Genomic DNA, 20,592 nt, shown 5'->3' with positions numbered 1-20,592 from the left:
AACATGAATACCGAAATTTTCGGCCATACGCCCGATGGCGAGGCAGTGCACCGCATTACGATCTCGGGCGGCGGGCTGACCGCCAATGTCCTTACCTGGGGCGCAGTCATTCAGGATTTGCGCTTCAAGGGGCACGATCATCCGCTTGTGCTCGGCTATCAGGATTTTGCCGATTATCCCGCGCATTCTCCCTATATGGGGGCGACTGTGGGGCGGTCGATCAACCGGATTCGCGATGGCGAGCTTGTCATCGATGGCCAGACTTTTGAGCTCCAGCGCAATTTCAACGGTGTCCATAACATTCACGGTGGTGATCATGGCGCAGGGCGACGTGTCTGGAATGTTGTGGCTGTCGGCCCTGATTATGTCACGCTGACGATCATGCTCGGCGATGGCGAAATGGGCTTTCCCGGCAATCTTACCATCACCTGCACCTATATGCTGGAATCCAAAGGCACGCTGGTGGTGCGTCTCGATGCGGTGACAGACAAGCCGACCATCTGCAATCTGGCGCATCACAGCTATTTCAATCTTGATGATGGCGGGCTGACCGATGCGCTTGATCATCAGGTCAAGATCGGGGCGGATGCCTATCTCTCCGTCAACAGTGATCTTCTGCCCGATGGCCGGGTTATTCCCGTCGCCGGAACAACGCATGATTTCCGCGAATACCGGACCATCCGGCGCGAGGAGAATGGCAAGCAAATTGTCTATGACAACAATTTCTGCGTTGCCAGCCAACGACACCCCCTGCAATGGGTTGCCTCAGCCAAAGGTGCAAAGAGCGGCGTTGAGCTGAATGTGCTGACGACGGAGCCGGGTGTGCAGCTCTATGCAGGCAATACGCTGGGCGGGCGCCCGCCGCTTGGCCTGACAGGTCAGACCTATGGCAATTATGCCGGTTTCTGCTTTGAAACGCAGAATTGGCCTGATTCAACGCATTTCCCCTATTTTCCGCAGGCTATTCTAAGACCGGGACAGGGATACAGCCACCTGACGCATTATGCGTTCAAGAAGAATAAAACTTAGTCTTTGAAGGCCTTGCGTGCTTCGTCCATTGGGGCGAGCGCGCCGTGAAACTCGACAACCCGCGCCGCAACCTTGTGCGCGCGGGCTGCGGCGACCACTGGCTCAAGACCGGCGAGACGCGAGGCGATGTAACCGCCGTTGAAGCTGTCGCCAGCGCCTGTCGTGTCCACGGCATTGGCGCGCATGGCTGCCACCTGCTCATGTTTACCATCGGCAACGACGAGAGCAGGCTCAGTACCATCCTTCACGACAATTTCCTTCACGCCATAGGTGGTGATGCGCGCCGCTGTCTCTTCAGGTGTTGTGTCGCCGAACAACGCATTTTCATCGGGGAAGGTCGGCAGGGCAATGTCTGCGACATGGTAGGCGTCAATGAGGGCCTGTCTTGCGGTTTCGGCGTTTTCCCACAGACGAGGACGGTAATTCGCGTCAAATGCCACAAGTGTGCCCTGCCTGCGGGCATTGCTGACGGCGTTCAGAACATTCTGGCGGCTTTTGGGGCTGAGAATGCCCATGGTGATACCGGAAAAATAGATGATTTTCCGGCCATCCAGACTGTGGGCGAGGGCCTGCGGATCATCGCCAAGATGACGGGCCGCCGAATCATTGCGCCAATAGGTGAAGGAGCGCTCGACGCCCGTCAGTGTGATGGCATAAAGACCGGGGCGGGCACCGACAACGACAGGGCTATAGGCTGTGTTGATGCCATTTTCCTTTAGGAATGCCCGCTGTTTGACAGAGAAAGGATCGTCGCCGAAGGCTGTGACATAATCGACGGCGAAATCCGGATCGGTGAGGGCGCGCACATACCAGCTGGTGTTGAGCGTGTCACCGGCAAAGCCCATGCGCCACTGGTCGCCATTGGCTCCTGACAGTTCGATCATACACTCGCCGATGGCTGCAAACCCGCCCATGAAATCCTCCCAAACATACGCCTGCCGCGAACTGATATACGAGTGCAATGCCGCTGTCATTTGCTAAAAATGCAGGCTGTCATCATAGCTTAAACATGCAATGTTAGGCGGCAAAGACATTTGAACAATCCAGAAGGAGGTTTCGTTGTCTCGCGTTACGACAATCGAAGAACTTGAGGTCATTTATGGCGGCGGCGCGATTGCAGAAGCATCGACCGCCAAGGTAACAAACCGCATTATTCCGGAATACCGGGCGTTGATCGAAGGCTCACCCTTCGTGGCACTTGCAACAAGCGGACCGGAGGGGCTGGATTGCTCGCCGCGCGGTGATCTTGCTGGCTTTATTCGTATCCATGACGAACGCACGCTGATGATGCCCGACCGGCGCGGCAATAACCGCGTCGATTCCCTGCGCAATATTGTGCGTGATCCGCGTGTGGCGCTGCTCTTCCTGATACCCGGGATTAACACGACGTTCCGCGTCAATGGTCGCGCGTTTATCGATACGACCCCGGAGTTGCTCGACAGTTTCATCATGGACGGCAAGGCACCGCGCTCCGTCATCACCATGGAAGTCGAGGAAGCCTATTTCCAGTGCGCCCGAGCTTTGATCCGATCCGAGCTTTGGAATGCCGGGAAATTCCGCTCGCCCAAGGAGTTTCCAACACCGGGCCAGATGCTGGCGGCATTGAGTGAAAACCGCGTGGGCGGTGAAACCTACGATAGTGAATGGGCTGCGCGCGCTGCCAAGACCATGTGGTAGGCTGCGCCAAACTCTGGGAGGCATTTGATGGAACAGCCGCGTGCTTCCCAAACCATTGCAAGGGGCAGGAACTGGCTGCCGTTTCGTTCCATTGCCGGATGGAAACCATCTGATCTCAATGGCGATATCATTGCCGGTCTGACGCTGGCGGCTATCGCGATCCCCGAGCAGATGGCAACGGCACGGCTTGGCGGTTTTGCGCCTGAGATCGGCTTTTTTGCCTTCATCGCCGGTTCGCTGGCTTTTGCCATCTTTGGCGCAAGCCGGCATTTGTCTGCGGGTTCAGATTCCACCATCACACCGATCTTTGCCGGCAGTCTGGCGCTGCTTGCTGCCAGTGGGTCGCCGGAGTTTGGTCTGTTGGCTGCTGCGCTTGGTTTGATTGTCGGGCTGATTGTCGTTGCGAGCGGTGTTTTCCGGCTTGGCTGGATCGCTGATCTTTTGTCGGTGCCCGTAACAACAGGTTTTCTTGCTGGTATCTCTGTCCACATTATCATTTCGCAATTGCCGGGGCTTTTGGGTATCTCCGCGCAATCGGGAGATGTCTTTCAGCGGATATCGGCAACGATTGCCAGTGCGCCGCAAATCAACGTCTACAGCGTGGCCCTCGGCGCTGGTGTGTTCCTGATTGTGTTGCTTTCCGAATGGATCAACGCGCGGATACCCGGTGCCTTGCTCGGGCTTGTTCTTTCAACCCTCGCGGTTGTGCTTTTTAACCTTGAGAGCTGCGGCGTTTCGGTGCTCGGTGCGCTTCCCAACAGCCTTCCGCAGATTTCTGTACCGGAGGTTGGTTTTGAGGAACTGCGGAACCTGCTTCCCCTCGCTCTGCTCGTCGCGGTGGTCGTGATGGTGCAAACGGCCGCAACAACGCGGTCTTTTGTCTCGAAGGATGGCGAAGCGCCTGATGTGAACCGCGATTTTATCGGGGTAGGGGCAGGCAGTATTCTTTCCGGACTTTTCGGTGCATTCCCTGTCAATGCCAGCCCGCCGCGCACAGCGATTGTTGCAGAGACCGGCGGGCGGTCGCAGGTCAGCGGATTGATTGCAGCGGCGATCGTTTTGGCACTGGTAGCATTTGGCGGCCAGTTGCTGGCGCGTGTGCCGCATGCGGCTTTGGCAGGTATCCTGCTTTTTGTGGCGCAGCGGATTATCCGTTGGCAGATCATTGGCGCTGTTTACCGCGAGGCGCGAGGCGAATTTGCGCTGATCCTCATCACCATGGCCGCCATTGTCGCATTGCCCATTGAGGCGGGTGTGACCATCGGCATTGGGCTTTCTCTGCTGCATGGCCTGTGGGCGGTGATGCGCGCAAGACCCATTGAATTCGAAAAGGTATCAGGCAGTTCCATCTGGTGGCCACCCAGCGCAGCAAAGGGCGGTGAAAAGCTACCCGGCGTATTGGTTATCGCGTTTCAGGCGCCACTATCCTTTGTCAATGCGGATGATTTCAAGCGCGGCCTGTGTGAGACCATCGATGCCAACCGGACCGAGCTTAATCTGGTTGTGCTTGAGGCCAGCAGCATTATCGAGATCGACTACACCGCGTCACAGGCTCTCGCCGATGTGATCAGTTACTGCCAGACATCTGGTGTAAAATTTGCCATTGCGCGGCTGGAATCCGTGCGTGCGCAAGACGCCCTGTCACGGTTTGGGCTCATCTCTCTGATCGGATCGGATCATATATTTCATAGTGTCGACGATGCGATCAGGAAACTGGCGCCCAGCGCGGAGGAATGACGATGCAGATATCCGGAGCAAGAGAACCCATTGTAACGCCGGTTGCGATCAAGGATCTGCGGCCAACGCAGATAACGGTCGGCATGCGTGAAGTGGACGAGAAGCGCAAGAAATGGCGTCAGCAAAAGGGCGAGAAGGGCGGGAAATTTCTCGGCGAACACATGATCCCCGTGGTGCTGGGCCCCAACAGGCGCAACTATGTGATCGATCATCACCATCTTGCCCGTGCGCTCTATGAAGAGGGTGTGAAGCACATTCTGGTGACTGTCGTCAGTGATCTTTCTTCGCTCGACAAGGATGCGTTTATGGTCGTTCTCGACAATCGCGGCTGGATGCATCCCTTTGATGAAGAAGGCAAGCGGCGCGACTATGGGGCAATCCCGAAAGCGATCAAGGACCTTGCCGATGATCCGTTCCGCAGTCTGGCGGGGGAATTGCGCCGTGCCGGTGGTTTTGCCAAGGACACAACACCATTCAGCGAGTTTCTCTGGGCGGATTTCCTGCGGCGCAGGATGAACCGCAAGAGTGTTGAAACGGATTTTGAAACGGCGCTCAACCGCGCGTTGAAGGAAGCCAAGGGCGATGATGCGGGTTATCTGCCGGGCTGGTGTGGGTCGGTTGTTGATTAGGACAATGGGATTGCATTCGCGTGGTTCGTGGTTCGACGGGCTCACCATGAGGGAGAGTGGGGGTTGCAGGGAGTCAAGTTCTGCAACGTTGGTGATTAGCGTTACAGCACCTCTCTCCCTCATGGTGAGCTTGTCGAACCACAAACCACGAACCACACACAATATTACTGCAACACGGACCCTAACCCGCAGATTTCCCGGCAATCGCTATCTCCATACGATCAGCGGCGAAACGGCTCACGGTATATTCAATCGGGTTGCCCTCCATATCCACATTGATCGCGGTTGATATCAGCACAATGGCGCCGGGCGACAGGCGCAGATGGCGCAAATCTTCTGCGTCGGCGTGACGGGCGGCGATGACGGTTGATTTGCGCAGGTAATCGTCGATGCCGGCGGCCCGCAGGGCGGCGGTAATTGAACCGGAGGCCTGATAATCCTCAACAATATCGGGAAAGCGTGCCGCATCAAACCAGGTGGTGCCGCAGGAAACGGGGTTGCCGTCTGCCGTATGCATGGCATCCATCCTGATCACCTGACCAGCCACTATGCCAAGTGCCGCGGCCACATCCTCCGTCGGGTCTTCGATGCGATGACCGAGCAATATGCCCTTTGTCTCGCGCACCTGAGTCGATAGTATCTCGGAAAACCGCGTCCGCTCACCGATGCGGTAAGTTAGCTTCTTGCTGTTGGCAACGAATGTGCCGCGACCCTGTTCGGCGCGCAGAACGCCCTCCTTGGTCAGGGCGGCAATGGCGCTGCGAATCGTGTGGCGGTTGACCGAGAAGCGTTCGGCCAGCGTCACCTCCGGCGGCAGTTTGGCGCCGCTTGGCATTTTACCCGCTGTAATATCACCACGGATTTGATCGGCGATCTGGCGCCAGATGGCAACACCACTATTGCGGGTAATGAATCGTGCGGATTTCACGCTTTGTCATGCTCCTGTCATTGACGGGATTTATAGGTAGGTTTATTGTCTAGTTGTATAGATGAATAGACAAATCTGAGCGAGATGTCAATGATCAAAGAAAATAACCAGTCCACGGAAACCGGCGATGTGCCGGATCTGGAGCGCAAGGCCGCCATGGCCTTGCTGGCGCAGGCGACAGCGCCCGAAATCGCAGCCTTCTGGGCTGGATGGGGTGACAAGCCCGATGTCGAAACTTTGCGCGGCCCGGAAACGGGCCTCGTCATGCTGCGCGGCCGTATTGGCGGCGGCGGCGCTCCGTTCAATCTGGGTGAGGCGACCGTAACCCGCGCCACGGTGCGGCTTGGCAATGGTGCCGTCGGGCATGCTTATGCACTTGGCCGCCACCGGGAAAAGGTGCGTCTGGCCGCCGTGTTTGACGCGCTCTGGCAGCAGCCGGATTGCCGTGATGCGGTGGAGAAGGTGGTGCTTGCACCCATCGCCGAACGCCTTGAGCAGCAGCGCGCGCTGAAGCATGCGCAGACAGCTGCGACGAAAGTCGACTTTTTCACGATGGTACGGGGTGACGACTGATGCGTGTTGAAACACAGGTCTTTGAAGGTGGTTTCAGCGATAGCGTGCTGAATGCCCAAAATGTTTTCCGGGCGCTGATGGATGCGATGGCCAATCCCGGTCGGATCGTTGAGGTGAGCGATCTCACCACGCCGCCAGCGCCATTGACGCCACTTGCCGCATCGATAGCCGCGACGCTGTTCGATCATGATGCAACGGTGTGGTGTGATCGCGCCATATCGGGTTCTGCCGCCGCTGTCGGTTGGCTCAAATTCCATACGGGCCTCCAATTGACCGGCGATACGGCAGAAGCGGATTTTGCGCTGATCAGCGATGTCAACGCGATGCCGTCGCTGGAATCCTTCTGCCGGGGAACGGCTGAGTATCCTGATCGTTCGACCACGCTGATCCTGCAGATCGACAGTTTCGATGGGGCGGATGTCCTGACGCTCGAAGGGCCGGGGATCAAGGAAACACAGTCCTTCTCTCCAAGCCATCTGCCGAGAATGTTCCGGGATCAATGGGCTGCCAATCGTGCCGCTTTCCCGCGCGGTGTTGATCTGGTGTTTGCCACCAAAGGCGCGCTTGCAGCCTTGCCCCGCACCACCCGCATTACGAAAACGGAGGCTTGAGCCATGTATGTTGCAGTCAAGGGCGGTGAAGCCGCCATCCGCAATGCGCACAAGCTTCTGGCTGACCGCCGTCGCGGCGACCGGGATGTTCCTGCGATTGAACTGAACCAGATTGTCGAGCAGATGTCGCTGGCCGTTGACCGGGTGATGGCCGAAGGCTCGCTCTATGATCCGGAACTCGCCGCTCTTGCCATCAAGCAGGCGCGGGGCGATCTGATCGAGGCGATCTTTCTGGTGCGCGCCTACCGGACGACCCTACAGCGTTTCGGATATTCGACAGCGCTGGAAACATCAAAGATGCAGATTGAACGGCGCATTTCAGCAGCGTTCAAGGATTTGCCGGGTGGCCAGTTGCTGGGACCGACGTTCGACTACACCCATCGTCTGCTCGATCCTGAATTGGCTGAGAATGGCCCCGTTGACGCGCCTGAACAGCGCGACGAGCCGGAAGCATTTACCCCGCGTGTGACTGACATTCTCGGCCATGACGGCATGATCGAGGCAGATGGTGAGATGCCTGAAGGTTCCGTTGCTGGCGATCTTACCCGTGAGCCGCTGACTTTTCCGCTGGAACGGGATTTGCGCTTGCAGGCACTGGCGCGCGGCGATGAGGGTTTTCTGCTCGGATTGGCTTATTCGACCCAGCGCGGTTATGCCCGCAGCCACCCTTTTGCCGGTGAAATCCGCATTGGCGAAGTGGAAATCGAGCTTGAAGTGGCGGAACTCGATTTCCCGCTGACGCTCGGCACCATCCGCGTCACCGAATGCCAGATGGTCAACCAGTTCAAGGGATCAGCAAAGCAGCCGCCACAGTTTACGCGCGGCTATGGTCTTGTTTTCGGCCAGAGTGAGCGCAAAGCCATGTCCATGGCTCTGTGTGATCGCGCTTTGCGGGCAAGGGAACTTGGCGAAGATATCACCGCCACGGCGCAGGACGAGGAATTCGTCATTTCCCACAGCGACAATGTGCAATCAACCGGTTTCGTCGAGCATCTGAAACTGCCGCACTACGTGGATTTTCAGGCGGAGCTTGATCTCATCCGCCGCATGCGCGCCGAACATGAACGCAAGCATCAGACGGGCGAAGAAACCAAAGAGGCAGCAGAATGACCGATCTAGCGACCTACAATTTTGCCTATCTGGACGAGCAGACCAAGCGGATGATCCGCCGCGCTATCCTCAAGGCCATTGCCATTCCCGGCTATCAGGTTCCTTTTGCGTCGCGCGAAATGCCCATGCCCTATGGCTGGGGCACTGGCGGTGTGCAGGTGACGGCGGCGGTTCTTGGCCCCGACGACACGTTGAAAGTGATCGATCAGGGCGCTGATGACACCACCAATGCCGTGTCGATCCGGGCGTTCTTCCAGAAGGTCGCCAATGTCCGCGTGACCACCAAGACCTCAGAAGCGACGATCATCCAGACGCGCCACCGTATCCCGGAAATGCAATTGCAGGCGGGACAGACGCTTGTCTATCAGGTGCCGATCCCCGAACCTCTGAGGTTTCTGGAGCCGCGCGAGACCGAAACGCGCAAGATGCATGCGCTCGAAGAATACGGCCTGATGCATGTCAAGCTTTACGAGGACATTGCCCGGCATGGCCATATCGCCACCACCTATGCCTATCCGGTGAAGGTTGAGGGGCGTTATGTGATGGACCCGTCGCCAACGCCAAAATTCGACAACCCCAAGATGCATATGTCTCCGGCATTGCAGCTTTTCGGGGCAGGGCGCGAGAAGCGCATCTATGCCATCCCGCCCTACACGGAAGTGGTCAGCCTTGATTTCGAGGATCATCCCTTTGAAATCCAGACTTTTTCCCAGCCCTGTGCCTTGTGCGGCGCCAAGGGCAGCTATCTGGACGAGGTCATTCTCGATGACAAGGGCGGCAGCATGTTCGTCTGTTCGGATACGGATTTTTGTGAAGATCGGCAGGCCAAGGGGCATCGCGGTGCACTTGCGCCAGAGGCCGGGACTGCGGAGGCAGCAGAATGAATATGAGCGATACACCCCTTTTGAAGGTCAAGGACCTGTCAAAATTCTACGGAAGCCGCATTGGCTGCCAGAATGTCTCGTTCGAGCTATGGCCGGGCGAAGTGCTGGCGATTGTCGGTGAATCCGGCTCCGGTAAAACGACATTGCTCAATTGCCTTGCAACACGGCTCGCGCCATCGGCAGGCTCGGTGGAATACCGTATGCGGGACGGACAGTTCCGCGATCTTTACCGTTTGAGTGAAGCAGAGCGCCGGTTCCTCATGCGCACCGATTGGGGTTTTGTGCACCAGAACCCGGCTGATGGATTGCGCATGACGGTTTCGGCTGGCGCAAACGTTGGTGAACGACTGATGGCTATCGGCGACCGGCACTATGGTAATATCCGCGCCACGGCGACCGATTGGCTTGGCCGGGTGGAAATTGCCTCCGACCGTATTGATGACCAGCCGCGCGCCTTTTCCGGCGGCATGCGCCAGCGTCTGCAGATTGCCCGCAATCTCGTGACCAACCCCCGGCTTGTTTTCATGGATGAACCAACGGGTGGCCTCGATGTTTCCGTGCAGGCGCGTCTGCTCGATCTTTTGCGCGGGCTGGTGAGCGATCTTGGGCTCGCGGCAATTGTGGTCACCCACGATCTCGCCGTGGCACGGCTGCTTTCACACCGAATGATGGTGATGAAGGATGGCCATATTGTCGAGACAGGTCTGACTGATCGGGTGCTTGATGACCCACAGGCGCCATACACCCAGCTTCTCGTTTCCTCCATTCTGCAGGTTTAACATCATGCCAACACCTCTTGTTGTTTCCGATGTCGCCAAAAGTTTCACCATGCACCTGCGTGACGGTATTCGTCTGCCCGTGGTGGCGAATGTCTCGTTTTCCATCAAGGCGGGCGAATGCGCCGTTCTCGGCGGTCCATCCGGGGCGGGCAAAAGCTCGATCCTGAAAATGGTCTATGGCAATTATGCCGTGGATCAGGGCCAGATCATCGTGCCCTATGGCGACCGCCTTGTTGATCTTGCGTCCGCCGATCCGCGCACAGTTCTGGGTGTTCGCCGCGATATGATCGGTTATGTCAGCCAGTTTCTGCGCACCGTGCCACGCGTGTCGGCGCTTGATGTGGTGGCTGAACCTCTGGTTGCGCGTAGCGTTGACCGCACGCAAGCGCGCGACAGGGCAGCTGTTCTGCTTGCAGGTTTGAACCTGCCGGAACGGCTCTGGTCATTGCCACCAGCAACCTTTTCCGGCGGTGAACAGCAGCGCGTTAATATTGCGCGCGGTTTTATCACTGATCACCCGATCCTGCTTCTGGACGAACCGACGGCATCGCTCGATGCGAAAAACCGTGAAGTGGTCGTCTCGATGATCCGAGCCAAGAAAGAGGCGGGGACCGCCATGCTCGGCATTTTCCATGATGAGGATGTCCGCACGGCAGTGGCCGACAGGATTATCGACGTTATGGCATTCGCCGTGACCAGCGAGGCAGCATGACCCGGCTTTCCGAAACACCGCTTATTCACGCCACTGCCCAGGTCGAGGATTGCGAACTTGGCCGCTATACGGAAATTTCCGAGCGTTGCCGGATCAGCGAAACGAGGCTCGATGATTATTCCTACATCATGCAGGACGGCGCGGTCTGGTGTGCCACGATAGGCAAATTTGCCAATATTGCCGCCAGTGTTCGCATCAACGCGACCAACCATCCGACCTGGCGGGCAACGCTGCACCACTTCACCTATCGCGCTGGCGATTACTGGGATGATGCAGGGCCGGAAGAGGCCTTTTTCGAATGGCGCCGCACCAATCAGGTGCGCATCGGCCATGATGTCTGGATTGGCCATGGCGCGACCGTTTTGCCGGGTGTTACGGTCGGCGATGGTGCGGTGATCGGGGCAGGGGCGGTCGTCTCACGCGATGTTGATCCCTATACGATTGTCGGCGGCGTTCCCGCCCGCAAAATCCGCGATCGTTTCGACCGGAAGATCGCAGAACGCCTGCAAACACTGGCGTGGTGGGACTGGGACCATGCACGCCTGCGTGGTGCTCTCGATGATTTTCGCGCTCTGGATATTGAGGCATTTCTCGAAAAACATTCGGGTTGAGTTTCACTACCCACAGTTGTCACGTAAGTGCAACAAAAGTGCCATCGCAACTTCACACAACCACTTTAGGACAGGGCAATACCAACAAGGATTGGCCTATGCTGAAGATTGAAAACGTGACACGTCGTTTTGGCAATAATATTGCCATCGACAATGTCAATGTTGAAATCCCGCAGGGGCAGATGGTTGGCGTCATCGGTCGTTCGGGCGCGGGCAAGTCGACATTGCTGCGCATGATCAATCGCTTGATCGACCCGTCGGAAGGGTCGATCATCTTTGACGGCAAGGACGTGGCGAAGTTGAACGGCTCCGCGCTGCGAAATTGGCAACGCGATTGCGCGATGATCTTTCAGCAGTTTAATCTTGTTCCCCGCCTTGATGTGCTGACCAATGTCCTCCTCGGACGCCTGAACCACCGATCCACTATCAAAAGTATTCTTGGCATTTTCTCACGGGAAGAACGTGCCATGGCAATCGCCGCGCTGGAGCGGCTCGATATTGCCAAGACCGCATTGCAGCGGGCCGGAACACTCTCCGGCGGACAACAGCAGCGCGTCGCCATCGCCCGGGCGCTTATGCAGAACCCCAAAGTCATTCTTGCCGATGAACCCATTGCTTCGCTCGACCCGCGCAATGCGCAGGTGGTGATGGAGTCCTTGCGCGACATCAATGAGAAAGAGGGGCTGACCGTTATCACCAACCTGCACACGCTCGATACGGCGCGGCATTTCTGCGAGCGCATCATCGGTATGCAGGGTGGAAAGGTGGTTTTCGATGGAACCCCCGATGACCTGACGGAAGCTGCGGCCCGCCGCATCTATGGTGCTGATGGCCTGAAAGATGCCTTCTCGGAAGCCATCACATCGACAAGCATTGCGCGTCAAGCGCCGACACCAATCCCCGAATTGGAGGCCATATTGGCCGCGCGTTGAGCGCAAACGGATCGGCTTGCCCACGTTACGGGCTCAAGTCACATAAAAAACTTTGAAGCTTTGACAGGAGAGATAGTCATGTTGCTTAGGAAAGCCCTTATGGGTGCGATTGCGATCAGCGCCATATTTACCGGCACAATGGCCCGCGCTGAAAACCTTGAAACGTTTCGTGTTGGTATCATTGGCGGCGAAAACGAAGCCGACCGTCTGCGCAACTACCAGTGCATCGTCGACAAGCTGCCGAAAGTTCTCGGCGTCAAGGACGTCAAGCTGTTCCCGGCGACGGATTATGATGGCGTCATCCAGGGCCTGCTCGGCGGCACCCTCGATTATGCGGAATTGGGCGCTTCTGGCTTTGCCAAGATCTACCTGACCAACCCGAACGCTGTTGAACCAATCCTGACCACCGTTCAGACCGATGGCGCGACCGGTTATTACTCCATCATGGTTGCCCGCAAGGACAGCGGCATCAAGACGCTTGCCGACATGAAGGGCAAGAAGCTCGGCTTTGCCGATCCGGATTCCACTTCCGGCTATCTCATTCCAGTCACCTCGCTGCCAAAAGACATCAAGACGTCGGTTAAGGACTATTTCTCCGAAACCGGTTTCGGTGGTGGTCATGAAAACCTCGTTCTGGCCGTCAAGGATGGCAAGTTCGATGCTGGCACGACATTCGGCTCCGGCGTTGGCAAGTTCGATGAAGGCTATACATCAGGCAATCTGCGCAAGATGGTCGACAAGGGCCTGATCGACATGAAGGATTTCGTCGAACTCTGGAAGTCGCCGCTGATCCCGAACGGTCCGATCGTTATCCGCACCTCGCTGGATTCGGGCCTGAAGTCCAAGTTCAAGGCATTCATGCTCGACCTGCCAAAGAGCGATCCAGCCTGCTTTGCTGCCACCATGGGCGGCGATTTCAAGAGCTACACTGAGGTGAACACTCAGTTCTATCAGCCCATCATCGACGCCCGCAAAGCGCAGATCGGCGGATAAGCCAGACACGCATCGTCACGGCCGGTCCTTGCGACTGGCCGTGATTTTGTTTGCTGGCACCTTGAAGGATTTGTGCAATGAGCAAAACCGCTTCCGTTGAGTTGTCACCCGACGGCATCCAGATCGAACGGCACTGKCAGGAGCTTGCCGGACGCCGCCGCGCCTATAGCTGGATTATCGCTATCGGGCTGCTCGTGACCATTGCCGGGTCCCTGTGGTTTGCCAATGAATCCAATGCCGGTAAGTTCTTTGATCGTTTGCCGCATCTTTTCGATTTTGCCGGGGATCTGATCCCGCGCGACGGCTGGGAAGTCTGGCGCGCCATGTTCGATCTGCCGTCGCCCTATTTCGATGGAAGCCTGAAATATGATTATCCGGAAGGACGGGTCTATCTGTTCGGCGGCTTCTATATGCCCGAATATTTCTACAAGATGCTGGAGACGCTGAATATCGCGATCCTGGCGACGCTGGTGGGTTTCATCTTCGGTTTCATGATCTGCTTTCTGGCGGCCAAGAACCTCGTCAAAAACCGGTTCATCCGGTTTGCCGCGCGCCGCTACATGGAGATTTTGCGCGCCTTTCCCGAGATCGTCATTGCGGGTTTCTTTGCCGCTATCCTGTCACTCGGGCCGATCCCGGCCATGTTTGCCGTGGGTATTCACACCATCGGTGCTCTCGGTAAACTCTTTTTCGAAGTGGTCGAGAATGCTGACATGAAGGCAGATGAGGGCCTGCGCGCCGTCGGTGCCAACTGGATCGAGCGCGTTGGCTTCGGCATTGTGCCGCAGGTCATGCCGAATTTCATGTCCTATGCGCTGCTGCGGCTTGAGATCAATGTGCGGGCATCGACCATCATCGGCGCTGTCGGCGGCGGCGGTATTGGTGAGGAGCTGCGCCTGTCCATCGGCCGCGGGCATCAGGCCAAGACGCTCGCGATCATCCTGCTTCTGTTCGTCACCATTATTGCCGTGGACCAGTTTTCCGCATGGCTGCGCCGCCGCCTTGTTGGCGAGCAAGCCTTTGCCTTCGGCGGTTAGGAAATTCTTATGAACGCCATGACAGCCGATGCCATTGCCGATTTTGAGTTGCGGCATCCCGCCGTGTTCAATCCGCCATTCTGGCGCCGTTTCATGCCGCTGGTGATTGCAGCGGGCATTGTGCTCTACGTTTTCTACTGCTGGTGGTTTTTTTCCATAGGGACAGTACTGGCGAGCGGCCAATGGCAGCGTGCCGAGCTTTATGCGCGCGATTGGGTGTCTTATGCGATCCGCACCACAGTTCGCCCGACGCCAACGGGAACAACTGTCAGCTATCCCCGCTTTTCTGAACTTGGCGATAACCCCAACCCAAGCTGGGTTGTCAAGGACGGCAACAATGTCACCATTGCATTCGGTCCAGACAAAAAGCTCGATATCAACGATCAGCGGGTGATCGCGACGCGTGGTTCCGAGAGCCTGACGGTTTTGCTGGCAACCGATGGGGCCAAGCCGCAAGGACCATTGCCGGATTGGGCAACACTCAAGGAAGATCAGGTCACTGTGACCTTCGGCTTTGCCGGGCAGGCGGATATTATTCCCCAGCGCGTTGTGGTGAGCCGCCGGTTCTTCGGCTGGGCGAATTTTGTCTTCGATACGGCGTCGCCGTTCTGGGGCAAATCCTTTGGCGAAGTGACTTCGTTGATCGCCAGTGGCGACCGGATCAAGCCAGAAATGTCGAATGCGGCGCTGGCCTTTGATAATATCTGGTTCAACTCGTCATGGCAGCATGGCGATGTCTGGACGAAGCTTTTGCAGACCATCGTCATGGCCTTTATGGGCACGCTCATGGCGTCACTGGTGGCATTCCCGCTGGCATTCATGGCGGCACGCAACATCACGCCGAATTTCTTTGCCAACCAGATCACCAAGCGCTTCTTCGATTTCCTGCGCTCGGTGGATATGCTGATCTGGGCGCTGTTCTTCACCCGTGCTTTCGGTCCCGGACCGCTCGCCGGTATTTCCGCGATTTTCTTCACCGATACGGGCACACTCGGCAAGGTCTATTCGGAAACGCTTGAAAATATCGATGACAAGCAGCGCGAGGGCGTCAAATCTGTTGGCGCGTCGCCAGCCAATGTGCAGCGCTATGGTGTCATGCCGCAGGTGTTGCCGGTTTTTGCGAGCCAAGCGCTGTATTTCTGGGAGTCCAATACGCGCTCGGCCACCATCATCGGTGCAATGGGGGCGGGTGGTATCGGTCTCAAACTGTGGGAGGCCATGCGCACCAATACGAACTGGCACAATGTCGCCTATATGGTCGTCCTCATCCTTGCTGTGATATTCATTTTCGACGGCATATCGAACGCGCTGCGATCCCGTCTGGCCGGAAAGTCGCACCATTAATTCGTGACCTTCAAAGGCTTGTCATATTCGGGGCGTAACGCGAGACTGTTCCAGAGGAATCACCCATGCGCTATGCAATCTATTTCACGCCGCCATCGGCCGACCCGCTATTGAAAGTGGCGGCGAACTGGCTTGGCCGCAACGCCTTTACCGGGCAACCGGTCAGGCCGCCGCAGATCCGCGATCTGGCGCATGAGCATTTTGCGCAACTCACGGAGTCTGCGCGCCGCTACGGTTTTCACGCGACCCTGAAGGCGCCGTTTCATCTGGCTGAAGGCATTGAAGAGCGCGAGCTTTTGTCGGCCATGATGCATTTTGCCTCGTCGATTGAGCCCGTGGAAATTCCAAAGCTGGTGATTGCCAATCTCGAAGGGTTTTTTGCGCTGGTTCCTGAAGAACCCGTTGAGCGGCTGAACCAACTGGCGAACGATGTCACCGTTGCCTTTGACCGTTTTCGTGCGCCGCCGAGCGAAGCCGAAGTTAAGCGCCGCAACCCGGAAAAACTGTCTCTGGCCCAGCGGCGCAATCTCGAACAATGGGGCTATCCCTATGTGTTTGAGGAATTCCGCTTCCATATGACGTTAACAGGCCCGGTTCCCGAGCGCGACAGGCCCAAAATCGAACGCATTTTGGGTGAATTCTTGGAACCAGTCCTCGAAGAACCAGTTGAAATCAACAATCTCGCTTTGTTTACGGAAGCCGAGCCGGGCTTTCCCTTTGAAATTCACTCGCTGCATCCGCTGGCCGGAACCAACCGTAGAAAGACTGCCTGATCATGTCCGCCGAATTGAGCCTGAACAATGCGCAAATCGTTCTCGAAAACGAGGTTATCACCGGATCGGTCCTGATCCGTGATGGCAAGATTGCCGATATCTCAACCGGCACAATTGCGGGCGGCGAGGATTTTGACGGCGATTATCTCATTCCCGGTCTCGTGGAATTGCATACGGATCATCTGGAGGGGCATTATGCACCGCGTCCGCGCGTGCGCTGGAACCCGATTGCCGCCGTGCTTGCCCATGATGCGCAGATTGCCACGTCAGGCATCACCACGGTTCTCGATGCGCTGCGCATCGGTCTTGACCGCGATGCGGATATGTCGGCCGAGGAAATCCGCAAGCTGGCCGATGCGATTGAGGACAGCGTGCAGCAGGACCGCTTGCGCGCCGACCATTATTTTCACTTGCGCTGCGAAGTATCGGAAGCCGATTGCCTCAATGGCTTTCACTTTTTCGATAATGACAGCCGCGTGCGGCTGGCATCGCTGATGGATCACGCTCCCGGCCAGCGCCAGTTCGTCAATCTCGAAACCTATGCCTACTACTATCAGCGCAAGCTGAAGCTTTCCGATGCGGAATTCGCTGTGTTCTGCGAAAAGCGCATGGAAGAATCTGCGCGCAATTCTGCACCGCAGCGCAAAGCGATTTCTGATATGTGCCGCGAGCGCGGCATTGTGCTGGCCAGCCATGATGACGCGACATCAGCCCATGTGGATGAAGCGATTGAGCAGGGCATTCATGTGGCTGAATTTCCAACGACACTGGAAGCGGCAGCGGCTTCAAAAGCGGCGGGGCTTGCTGTGCTGATGGGAGCACCAAACGTTGTTCGGGGCGGCTCGCATTCGGGCAATGTTTCGGCGCGCGAACTGGTCGAACACGGCCACCTCGATATTCTGTCATCCGACTACATTCCGTTCAGCCTGATCCAGTCGACCTTCTTCCTCAGTGAAGTTGTCGATGGCATCAGCCTGCCCGACGCGGTGCGGCTGGTGACGAAAAATCCAGCCGAAGCTGTTGGTTTTGATGATCGTGGTGTTATCGACATTGGCAAGCGTGCCGATCTGGTCCGGGTTCGTGTTGATGAGCACATTCCCGTTGTGCGCACCGTTTGGCGCGAAGGCCGCCGGGTAGTCTGATGGCGGCGGCAACAATCGAACGCGCGCTCAATCCTGCCTCAGCCCCTTTGCGCAACGGCGTGTTTGTCGCCGTGGTCGGCCCAAGCGGTGCGGGCAAGGACACAATCATGGATTTCGCGCGGGAGGCGCTGCGCGGCCAACCGGATTTCCATTTCGTGCGCCGCGTGGTGACACGGCCGTCAACGGTTGATGCAGAAGACCATGACAGCTTGAGCGAAGAGGCGTTTCTGACCGCGCAGCGGGAAGGGGCGTTCTGCCACTGCTGGGAAGCGCATGGCCTGCGTTATGGGCTGCCTGTTTCGGTAAACCTGCAGGTGGAACAGGGTACCGTTGCCATTGCCAATGTCTCGCGGGGAATTCTGCCTGCGTTGCGGGAGTCCTATGCCAATTTCATCGTGGTGCACATTACGGCCTCGCATGAGGTTCTGGCGCAGCGCCTTGCCGCGCGCGGGCGGGAAGACGCTGAGGAAATCAAGCGTCGCCTGATGCGGGCGGCACCCAACCCTTGCGATCCATTGGATGCCGTGATGATCGATAATTCTGGTGTTGTCGCCAACGCCGGTGCTGCTTTTGTTGCAGTTCTGAAGAAATCCGCTGCGTTTGCGGCTGTTTCGGAACAAATCTGAACTGAATTCAATTCATATATGCAGAAACCGGGAGCAAGCCCCCGGTTTTATTATGCTTTTGCGATTTGTTCAGAAATTGCGCTGGAAGCGCAGTGTACCACCGAATGCATCGTCACTACCACCATGAGCAATTGAATCCGCCTTACGGTCGCCATCAAACTTGGTGTAGTTCAGTTCCGGTGTGATCACAAAGCCTGGAACGATTTCGTAGCCAACATTCAGAGCCGCAGCAATGGTGCCCTCCGACTCGTAGCCGATAAGACCATTGATCGTTGCCTTGTCAGAAACCTTGGCGGCAAGTCCGCCCCAGGCAGCCCAATCACCATGCCAAGGCGCAAGGAAGTTGCGCTTGACGCGGCTGTCGTCATAACCGGACTGATAGCCGCCCATGAGGAAGGCAGAGAACGTATCGGTAAATTTGAGATCGAAGCGCAACTTGCCTGCGAATTCTTCGACGTTTGAGTCATAGCCACCAATTGCGCTGACGCCGCCCCAGCCCTGTTCGAACTTCACACCTGCCATAAGATGCGGCAGGTAGTCATCGATAACATAATCGGAGTAACCTTCATTGACCGAGCCCTGTTCGGCAGCAATGATTGCAGAGATGCCATTGCCGGCAGCATAGGTATAGCTGACCTGATTGCTCGCCCAACTGTTGTAGTTGATCACGTCGTCATTGACGATATCGCCCGCATAATTGGTCCATGATCCGAAGATTTCATCGGCAACACCGATGCGGAAACCACCAAGCTCAATAAATGCCTGCGGAATGGAGCCGCCACTGTTGACGCCGTCGGTATATTCGAAACGGGTCTGGATGTAAGAGCGCAGGGTGCCAAGCTCGGTTTCGGAACGGGCATCAAAGCGAATTTCCGTACGCAGATGCTTGTTCCATGTGTCGCGGTCGCCGCCATTATAAACATCATCGCCCGCTGATGCATCGTAACGCAGATAGCCGCCAATCTTCAGGCAGGTTTCGGTGCCGGGAATGTAGAAGAAGCCTTTGCCGTAAGCATCGCAAACGCGAACATACTCAACCGGTTCCGGTTCTGCGACAACGATAGCATCTGCCGCACGCGCGCCAGTAACGGCAACAAGTGCTGCAGCTGAACCGAAAAGAAAACCTTTGATGTTCATTTGGAAGCCTCCATTCAAATCAGTGAATCATTTCTAGGCCGGTTTTTATGATGACGTAAGACTGAAATAATGTCGAACCACCGGTTCGATAAAGCTTGTTGCGGTTTTATCACGCTACCGCATGCAGCTTTTATGCATCGGGTTTAACAAGCCAAATCCTCGGTTTGGTAGACAAAATCGGCATGGCGGATTATGAGGGGCGGCGTGATGTGCAAGAGGCGGGCAGGGCCGTTTGGCTGCCCCATGTTCGTTTTTATCAATCATGACTGGCGCCGATGGGTGTCAGATAACCAATCGAAAGAACTGAGACGTGGCTGAAACGGCTGAACAGGACAAGGGATATGGGCACAACCGCTTTGCGGTTGCGCCGATGATCGACTGGACCGATCGCCACTGCCGGACACTGCACCGGCAGTTCACACGCCACGCCTTGCTCTATACGGAAATGATCGTTGCCGACGCCGCGATCCATGGCAATCGCGACCGGCTTCTGGGCTTTTCCAGTGATGAGCATCCTGTCGCGCTTCAGCTCGGCGGGTCCGACCCGGCGAAGCTGGCGGAAGCCGCGCGAGTGGGGGAAGCTTTTGGCTATCGCGAGATCAATCTGAACGTCGGCTGCCCGTCTGACCGCGTGCAATCCGGCACGTTCGGTGCCTGTTTGATGAAAACGCCGGGTCTGGTGGCGGACTGCGTAGCTGCCATGAAACAGTCGGTCTCCATTCCCGTGACGGTGAAATGCCGGATCGGCGTTGACGATCAGGATGTTGAACCCGCGCTTGATGATCTTGCGGGTGGCGTCTTCGCCGCTGGAGCGGATGCGCTGTGGGTCCATGCCCGCAAAGCCTGGCTCAAGGGACTGTCACCCAAAGAGAACCGGGATATTCCGCCGCTGGACTATGATCGCGTCTACCGCCTCAAGCGGCAAAACCCGAGTCAATTCATTGGGATCAATGGTGGTATTCAGACGCTCGATGAAGCGCTTCATCATCTGAATCATGTGGATGGGGTGATGCTTGGCCGTGCCGCCTATAATAATCCGATGATACTGCTTGATGTGGATGCGGCGATTTATGGCGATGCGCCGCAAGCCGTGTCGATTGATGCGATCATCGATCATATGTGTGCCTATGCGGATAATCATATCCGTCGGGGTGGCCGCGTCTCCCATGTTGCACGTCATATGGTCGGGATGTTCCATGGTGCTGCCGGAGCGCGGCGCTGGCGCCAGATACTCTCCACCGAAGCAAACAAGCCGGATGCGGATAGCAGTGTTATCCGCCGCGCCTATGAGGCCGTGCAAACGGGGATGGCCGATCAGGCTGCCTGAG

General features: G+C 56.9%; 22 protein-coding genes. 19 read left to right on the top strand and 3 right to left on the bottom strand.

Annotated elements, in window-relative coordinates; translation table 11 throughout:
* Positions 1 to 3 precede the first annotated feature (3 nt).
* Positions 4 to 1,029, top strand: coding sequence for an aldose epimerase family protein (locus tag AB4Y96_RS19245; RefSeq protein WP_441919180.1), 1,026 nt, complete (start codon positions 4 to 6; stop codon positions 1,027 to 1,029).
* On the opposite strand, the gene AB4Y96_RS19240 is transcribed toward AB4Y96_RS19245, so the two are convergent.
* Positions 1,026 to 1,943: a sugar kinase gene (locus AB4Y96_RS19240; RefSeq protein ID WP_441919178.1), complete on the bottom strand. Its 918-nt coding sequence runs from the start codon at positions 1,941 to 1,943 to the stop codon at positions 1,026 to 1,028. The two genes, AB4Y96_RS19245 and AB4Y96_RS19240, sit on opposite strands and share 4 nt — an antisense overlap.
* A 145-nt stretch (positions 1,944 to 2,088) precedes the next feature.
* Between AB4Y96_RS19240 and AB4Y96_RS19235 the strand changes: the two genes are divergently transcribed.
* From AB4Y96_RS19235 to AB4Y96_RS19225, 3 genes are read left to right on the top strand one after another with little or no spacing between them, the layout of a single operon-like run.
* The gene (locus AB4Y96_RS19235) at positions 2,089 to 2,706 is read left to right on the top strand and encodes a pyridoxamine 5'-phosphate oxidase family protein (protein ID WP_441919176.1); all 618 of its coding nucleotides are present in this window, start codon (positions 2,089 to 2,091) and stop codon (positions 2,704 to 2,706) included.
* A gap of 27 nt (positions 2,707 to 2,733) precedes the next feature.
* Positions 2,734 to 4,443, top strand: coding sequence for a SulP family inorganic anion transporter (locus tag AB4Y96_RS19230; RefSeq protein ID WP_441919174.1), 1,710 nt, complete (start codon positions 2,734 to 2,736; stop codon positions 4,441 to 4,443).
* Positions 4,444 to 4,451: 8 nt separating this feature from the next.
* Entirely contained in the window at positions 4,452 to 5,072 is a 621-nt protein-coding gene (locus tag AB4Y96_RS19225; RefSeq protein ID WP_441919208.1) for a ParB-like protein, read from the top strand.
* Positions 5,073 to 5,253: 181 nt separating this feature from the next.
* On the opposite strand, the gene phnF is transcribed toward AB4Y96_RS19225, so the two are convergent.
* Complete coding sequence (phnF, locus tag AB4Y96_RS19220; RefSeq protein ID WP_441919172.1) at positions 5,254 to 6,000, bottom strand: phosphonate metabolism transcriptional regulator PhnF; 747 nt, start codon at positions 5,998 to 6,000, stop codon at positions 5,254 to 5,256.
* A gap of 84 nt (positions 6,001 to 6,084) precedes the next feature.
* On the opposite strand from phnF, the gene phnG reads away from it, so the two are divergent.
* The 14 genes from phnG (at position 6,085) to phnN (ending at position 18,127) form a co-directional block, all read left to right on the top strand.
* On the top strand, positions 6,085 to 6,573 hold the full coding sequence (gene phnG, locus AB4Y96_RS19215; protein WP_441919170.1) for a phosphonate C-P lyase system protein PhnG: 489 nt from the start codon (positions 6,085 to 6,087) through the stop codon (positions 6,571 to 6,573).
* A complete protein-coding gene (gene phnH / locus AB4Y96_RS19210; RefSeq protein ID WP_441919168.1) occupies positions 6,573 to 7,184 on the top strand; it encodes a phosphonate C-P lyase system protein PhnH in 612 nt (203 codons plus the stop codon). The genes phnG and phnH overlap by 1 nt, the downstream gene beginning before the upstream one ends.
* A gap of 3 nt (positions 7,185 to 7,187) precedes the next feature.
* Positions 7,188 to 8,294, top strand: a complete 1,107-nt coding sequence (locus AB4Y96_RS19205) for a carbon-phosphorus lyase complex subunit PhnI (protein WP_441919166.1) — start codon at positions 7,188 to 7,190, stop codon at positions 8,292 to 8,294.
* Positions 8,291 to 9,178, top strand: coding sequence for an alpha-D-ribose 1-methylphosphonate 5-phosphate C-P-lyase PhnJ (locus tag AB4Y96_RS19200; protein WP_091877675.1), 888 nt, complete (start codon positions 8,291 to 8,293; stop codon positions 9,176 to 9,178). The genes AB4Y96_RS19205 and AB4Y96_RS19200 overlap by 4 nt, the downstream gene beginning before the upstream one ends.
* A 2-nt stretch (positions 9,179 to 9,180) precedes the next feature.
* A complete protein-coding gene (gene phnK, locus AB4Y96_RS19195; RefSeq protein WP_091877674.1) occupies positions 9,181 to 9,957 on the top strand; it encodes a phosphonate C-P lyase system protein PhnK in 777 nt (258 codons plus the stop codon).
* 4 nt (positions 9,958 to 9,961) lie between these two features.
* Positions 9,962 to 10,669, top strand: a complete 708-nt coding sequence (gene phnL, locus AB4Y96_RS19190; protein ID WP_441919163.1) for a phosphonate C-P lyase system protein PhnL — start codon at positions 9,962 to 9,964, stop codon at positions 10,667 to 10,669.
* Positions 10,666 to 11,280 carry a DapH/DapD/GlmU-related protein gene (locus AB4Y96_RS19185; RefSeq protein WP_441919161.1) on the top strand — a complete coding sequence of 205 codons (615 nt, stop codon included), beginning with the start codon at positions 10,666 to 10,668 and terminating at the stop codon, positions 11,278 to 11,280. Before phnL ends, AB4Y96_RS19185 begins: the two co-directional genes overlap by 4 nt.
* Before the next feature lie 98 nt (positions 11,281 to 11,378).
* Positions 11,379 to 12,212: a phosphonate ABC transporter ATP-binding protein gene (gene phnC / locus AB4Y96_RS19180; RefSeq protein ID WP_091877671.1), complete on the top strand. Its 834-nt coding sequence runs from the start codon at positions 11,379 to 11,381 to the stop codon at positions 12,210 to 12,212.
* A gap of 81 nt (positions 12,213 to 12,293) precedes the next feature.
* Complete coding sequence (phnD, locus tag AB4Y96_RS19175) at positions 12,294 to 13,205, top strand: phosphonate ABC transporter substrate-binding protein (protein WP_091878445.1); 912 nt, start codon at positions 12,294 to 12,296, stop codon at positions 13,203 to 13,205.
* A gap of 77 nt (positions 13,206 to 13,282) precedes the next feature.
* Positions 13,283 to 14,242 (top strand): phosphonate ABC transporter, permease protein PhnE, encoded by a 960-nt coding sequence (gene phnE, locus AB4Y96_RS19170; protein WP_441919159.1) that lies wholly within the window; start codon positions 13,283 to 13,285, stop codon positions 14,240 to 14,242.
* A 9-nt stretch (positions 14,243 to 14,251) separates the two neighbouring features.
* On the top strand, positions 14,252 to 15,586 hold the full coding sequence (phnE, locus tag AB4Y96_RS19165) for a phosphonate ABC transporter, permease protein PhnE (protein ID WP_441919157.1): 1,335 nt from the start codon (positions 14,252 to 14,254) through the stop codon (positions 15,584 to 15,586).
* Between the two features lie 65 nt (positions 15,587 to 15,651).
* Positions 15,652 to 16,359 carry a DUF1045 domain-containing protein gene (locus AB4Y96_RS19160; protein WP_091877668.1) on the top strand — a complete coding sequence of 236 codons (708 nt, stop codon included), beginning with the start codon at positions 15,652 to 15,654 and terminating at the stop codon, positions 16,357 to 16,359.
* A 2-nt stretch (positions 16,360 to 16,361) separates the two neighbouring features.
* Positions 16,362 to 17,501, top strand: a complete 1,140-nt coding sequence (locus AB4Y96_RS19155) for an alpha-D-ribose 1-methylphosphonate 5-triphosphate diphosphatase (protein WP_441919155.1) — start codon at positions 16,362 to 16,364, stop codon at positions 17,499 to 17,501.
* Positions 17,498 to 18,127 (top strand): phosphonate metabolism protein/1,5-bisphosphokinase (PRPP-forming) PhnN, encoded by a 630-nt coding sequence (gene phnN, locus AB4Y96_RS19150; RefSeq protein ID WP_441919206.1) that lies wholly within the window; start codon positions 17,498 to 17,500, stop codon positions 18,125 to 18,127. The genes AB4Y96_RS19155 and phnN overlap by 4 nt, the downstream gene beginning before the upstream one ends.
* Positions 18,128 to 18,196: 69 nt before the next feature.
* Here phnN and AB4Y96_RS19145 read toward each other — a convergent pair whose 3' ends face one another.
* The gene (locus AB4Y96_RS19145; protein WP_091877666.1) at positions 18,197 to 19,264 is read right to left on the bottom strand and encodes a porin; all 1,068 of its coding nucleotides are present in this window, start codon (positions 19,262 to 19,264) and stop codon (positions 18,197 to 18,199) included.
* A 310-nt stretch (positions 19,265 to 19,574) separates the two neighbouring features.
* Here AB4Y96_RS19145 and dusA point away from each other — a divergent pair, with 310 nt between their 5' ends.
* A complete protein-coding gene (dusA, locus tag AB4Y96_RS19140) occupies positions 19,575 to 20,591 on the top strand; it encodes a tRNA dihydrouridine(20/20a) synthase DusA (protein ID WP_441919153.1) in 1,017 nt (338 codons plus the stop codon).
* The last annotated feature ends 1 nt before the right edge of the window (position 20,592 follow it).

Origin of the sequence: Phyllobacterium sp. TAF24 (assembly GCF_052113785.1) — a bacterium.
Taxonomy (GTDB): Bacteria; Pseudomonadota; Alphaproteobacteria; order Rhizobiales; family Rhizobiaceae; genus Phyllobacterium.
The sequence above is the reverse complement of the archived record's forward strand: the minus strand, read 5'-3'. Positions and strand labels throughout refer to the sequence as shown.

Coding starts and splice junctions, on each gene's coding strand:
- phnH (WP_441919168.1), top strand. CDS start 6,573: ATGCGTGTTGAAACACAGGTCTTTGAAGGTGGTTTCAGCGATAGCGTG.
- phnC (WP_091877671.1), top strand. CDS start 11,379: ATGCTGAAGATTGAAAACGTGACACGTCGTTTTGGCAATAATATTGCC.
- AB4Y96_RS19200 (WP_091877675.1), top strand. CDS start 8,291: ATGACCGATCTAGCGACCTACAATTTTGCCTATCTGGACGAGCAGACC.
- AB4Y96_RS19205 (WP_441919166.1), top strand. CDS start 7,188: ATGTATGTTGCAGTCAAGGGCGGTGAAGCCGCCATCCGCAATGCGCAC.
- phnK (WP_091877674.1), top strand. CDS start 9,181: ATGAGCGATACACCCCTTTTGAAGGTCAAGGACCTGTCAAAATTCTAC.
- AB4Y96_RS19185 (WP_441919161.1), top strand. CDS start 10,666: ATGACCCGGCTTTCCGAAACACCGCTTATTCACGCCACTGCCCAGGTC.
- AB4Y96_RS19160 (WP_091877668.1), top strand. CDS start 15,652: ATGCGCTATGCAATCTATTTCACGCCGCCATCGGCCGACCCGCTATTG.
- AB4Y96_RS19155 (WP_441919155.1), top strand. CDS start 16,362: ATGTCCGCCGAATTGAGCCTGAACAATGCGCAAATCGTTCTCGAAAAC.
- AB4Y96_RS19240 (WP_441919178.1), bottom strand. CDS start 1,943: ATGGGCGGGTTTGCAGCCATCGGCGAGTGTATGATCGAACTGTCAGGA.
- AB4Y96_RS19245 (WP_441919180.1), top strand. CDS start 4: ATGAATACCGAAATTTTCGGCCATACGCCCGATGGCGAGGCAGTGCAC.
- phnL (WP_441919163.1), top strand. CDS start 9,962: ATGCCAACACCTCTTGTTGTTTCCGATGTCGCCAAAAGTTTCACCATG.
- phnE (WP_441919157.1), top strand. CDS start 14,252: ATGAACGCCATGACAGCCGATGCCATTGCCGATTTTGAGTTGCGGCAT.
- AB4Y96_RS19230 (WP_441919174.1), top strand. CDS start 2,734: ATGGAACAGCCGCGTGCTTCCCAAACCATTGCAAGGGGCAGGAACTGG.
- AB4Y96_RS19145 (WP_091877666.1), bottom strand. CDS start 19,264: ATGAACATCAAAGGTTTTCTTTTCGGTTCAGCTGCAGCACTTGTTGCC.
- phnG (WP_441919170.1), top strand. CDS start 6,085: ATGTCAATGATCAAAGAAAATAACCAGTCCACGGAAACCGGCGATGTG.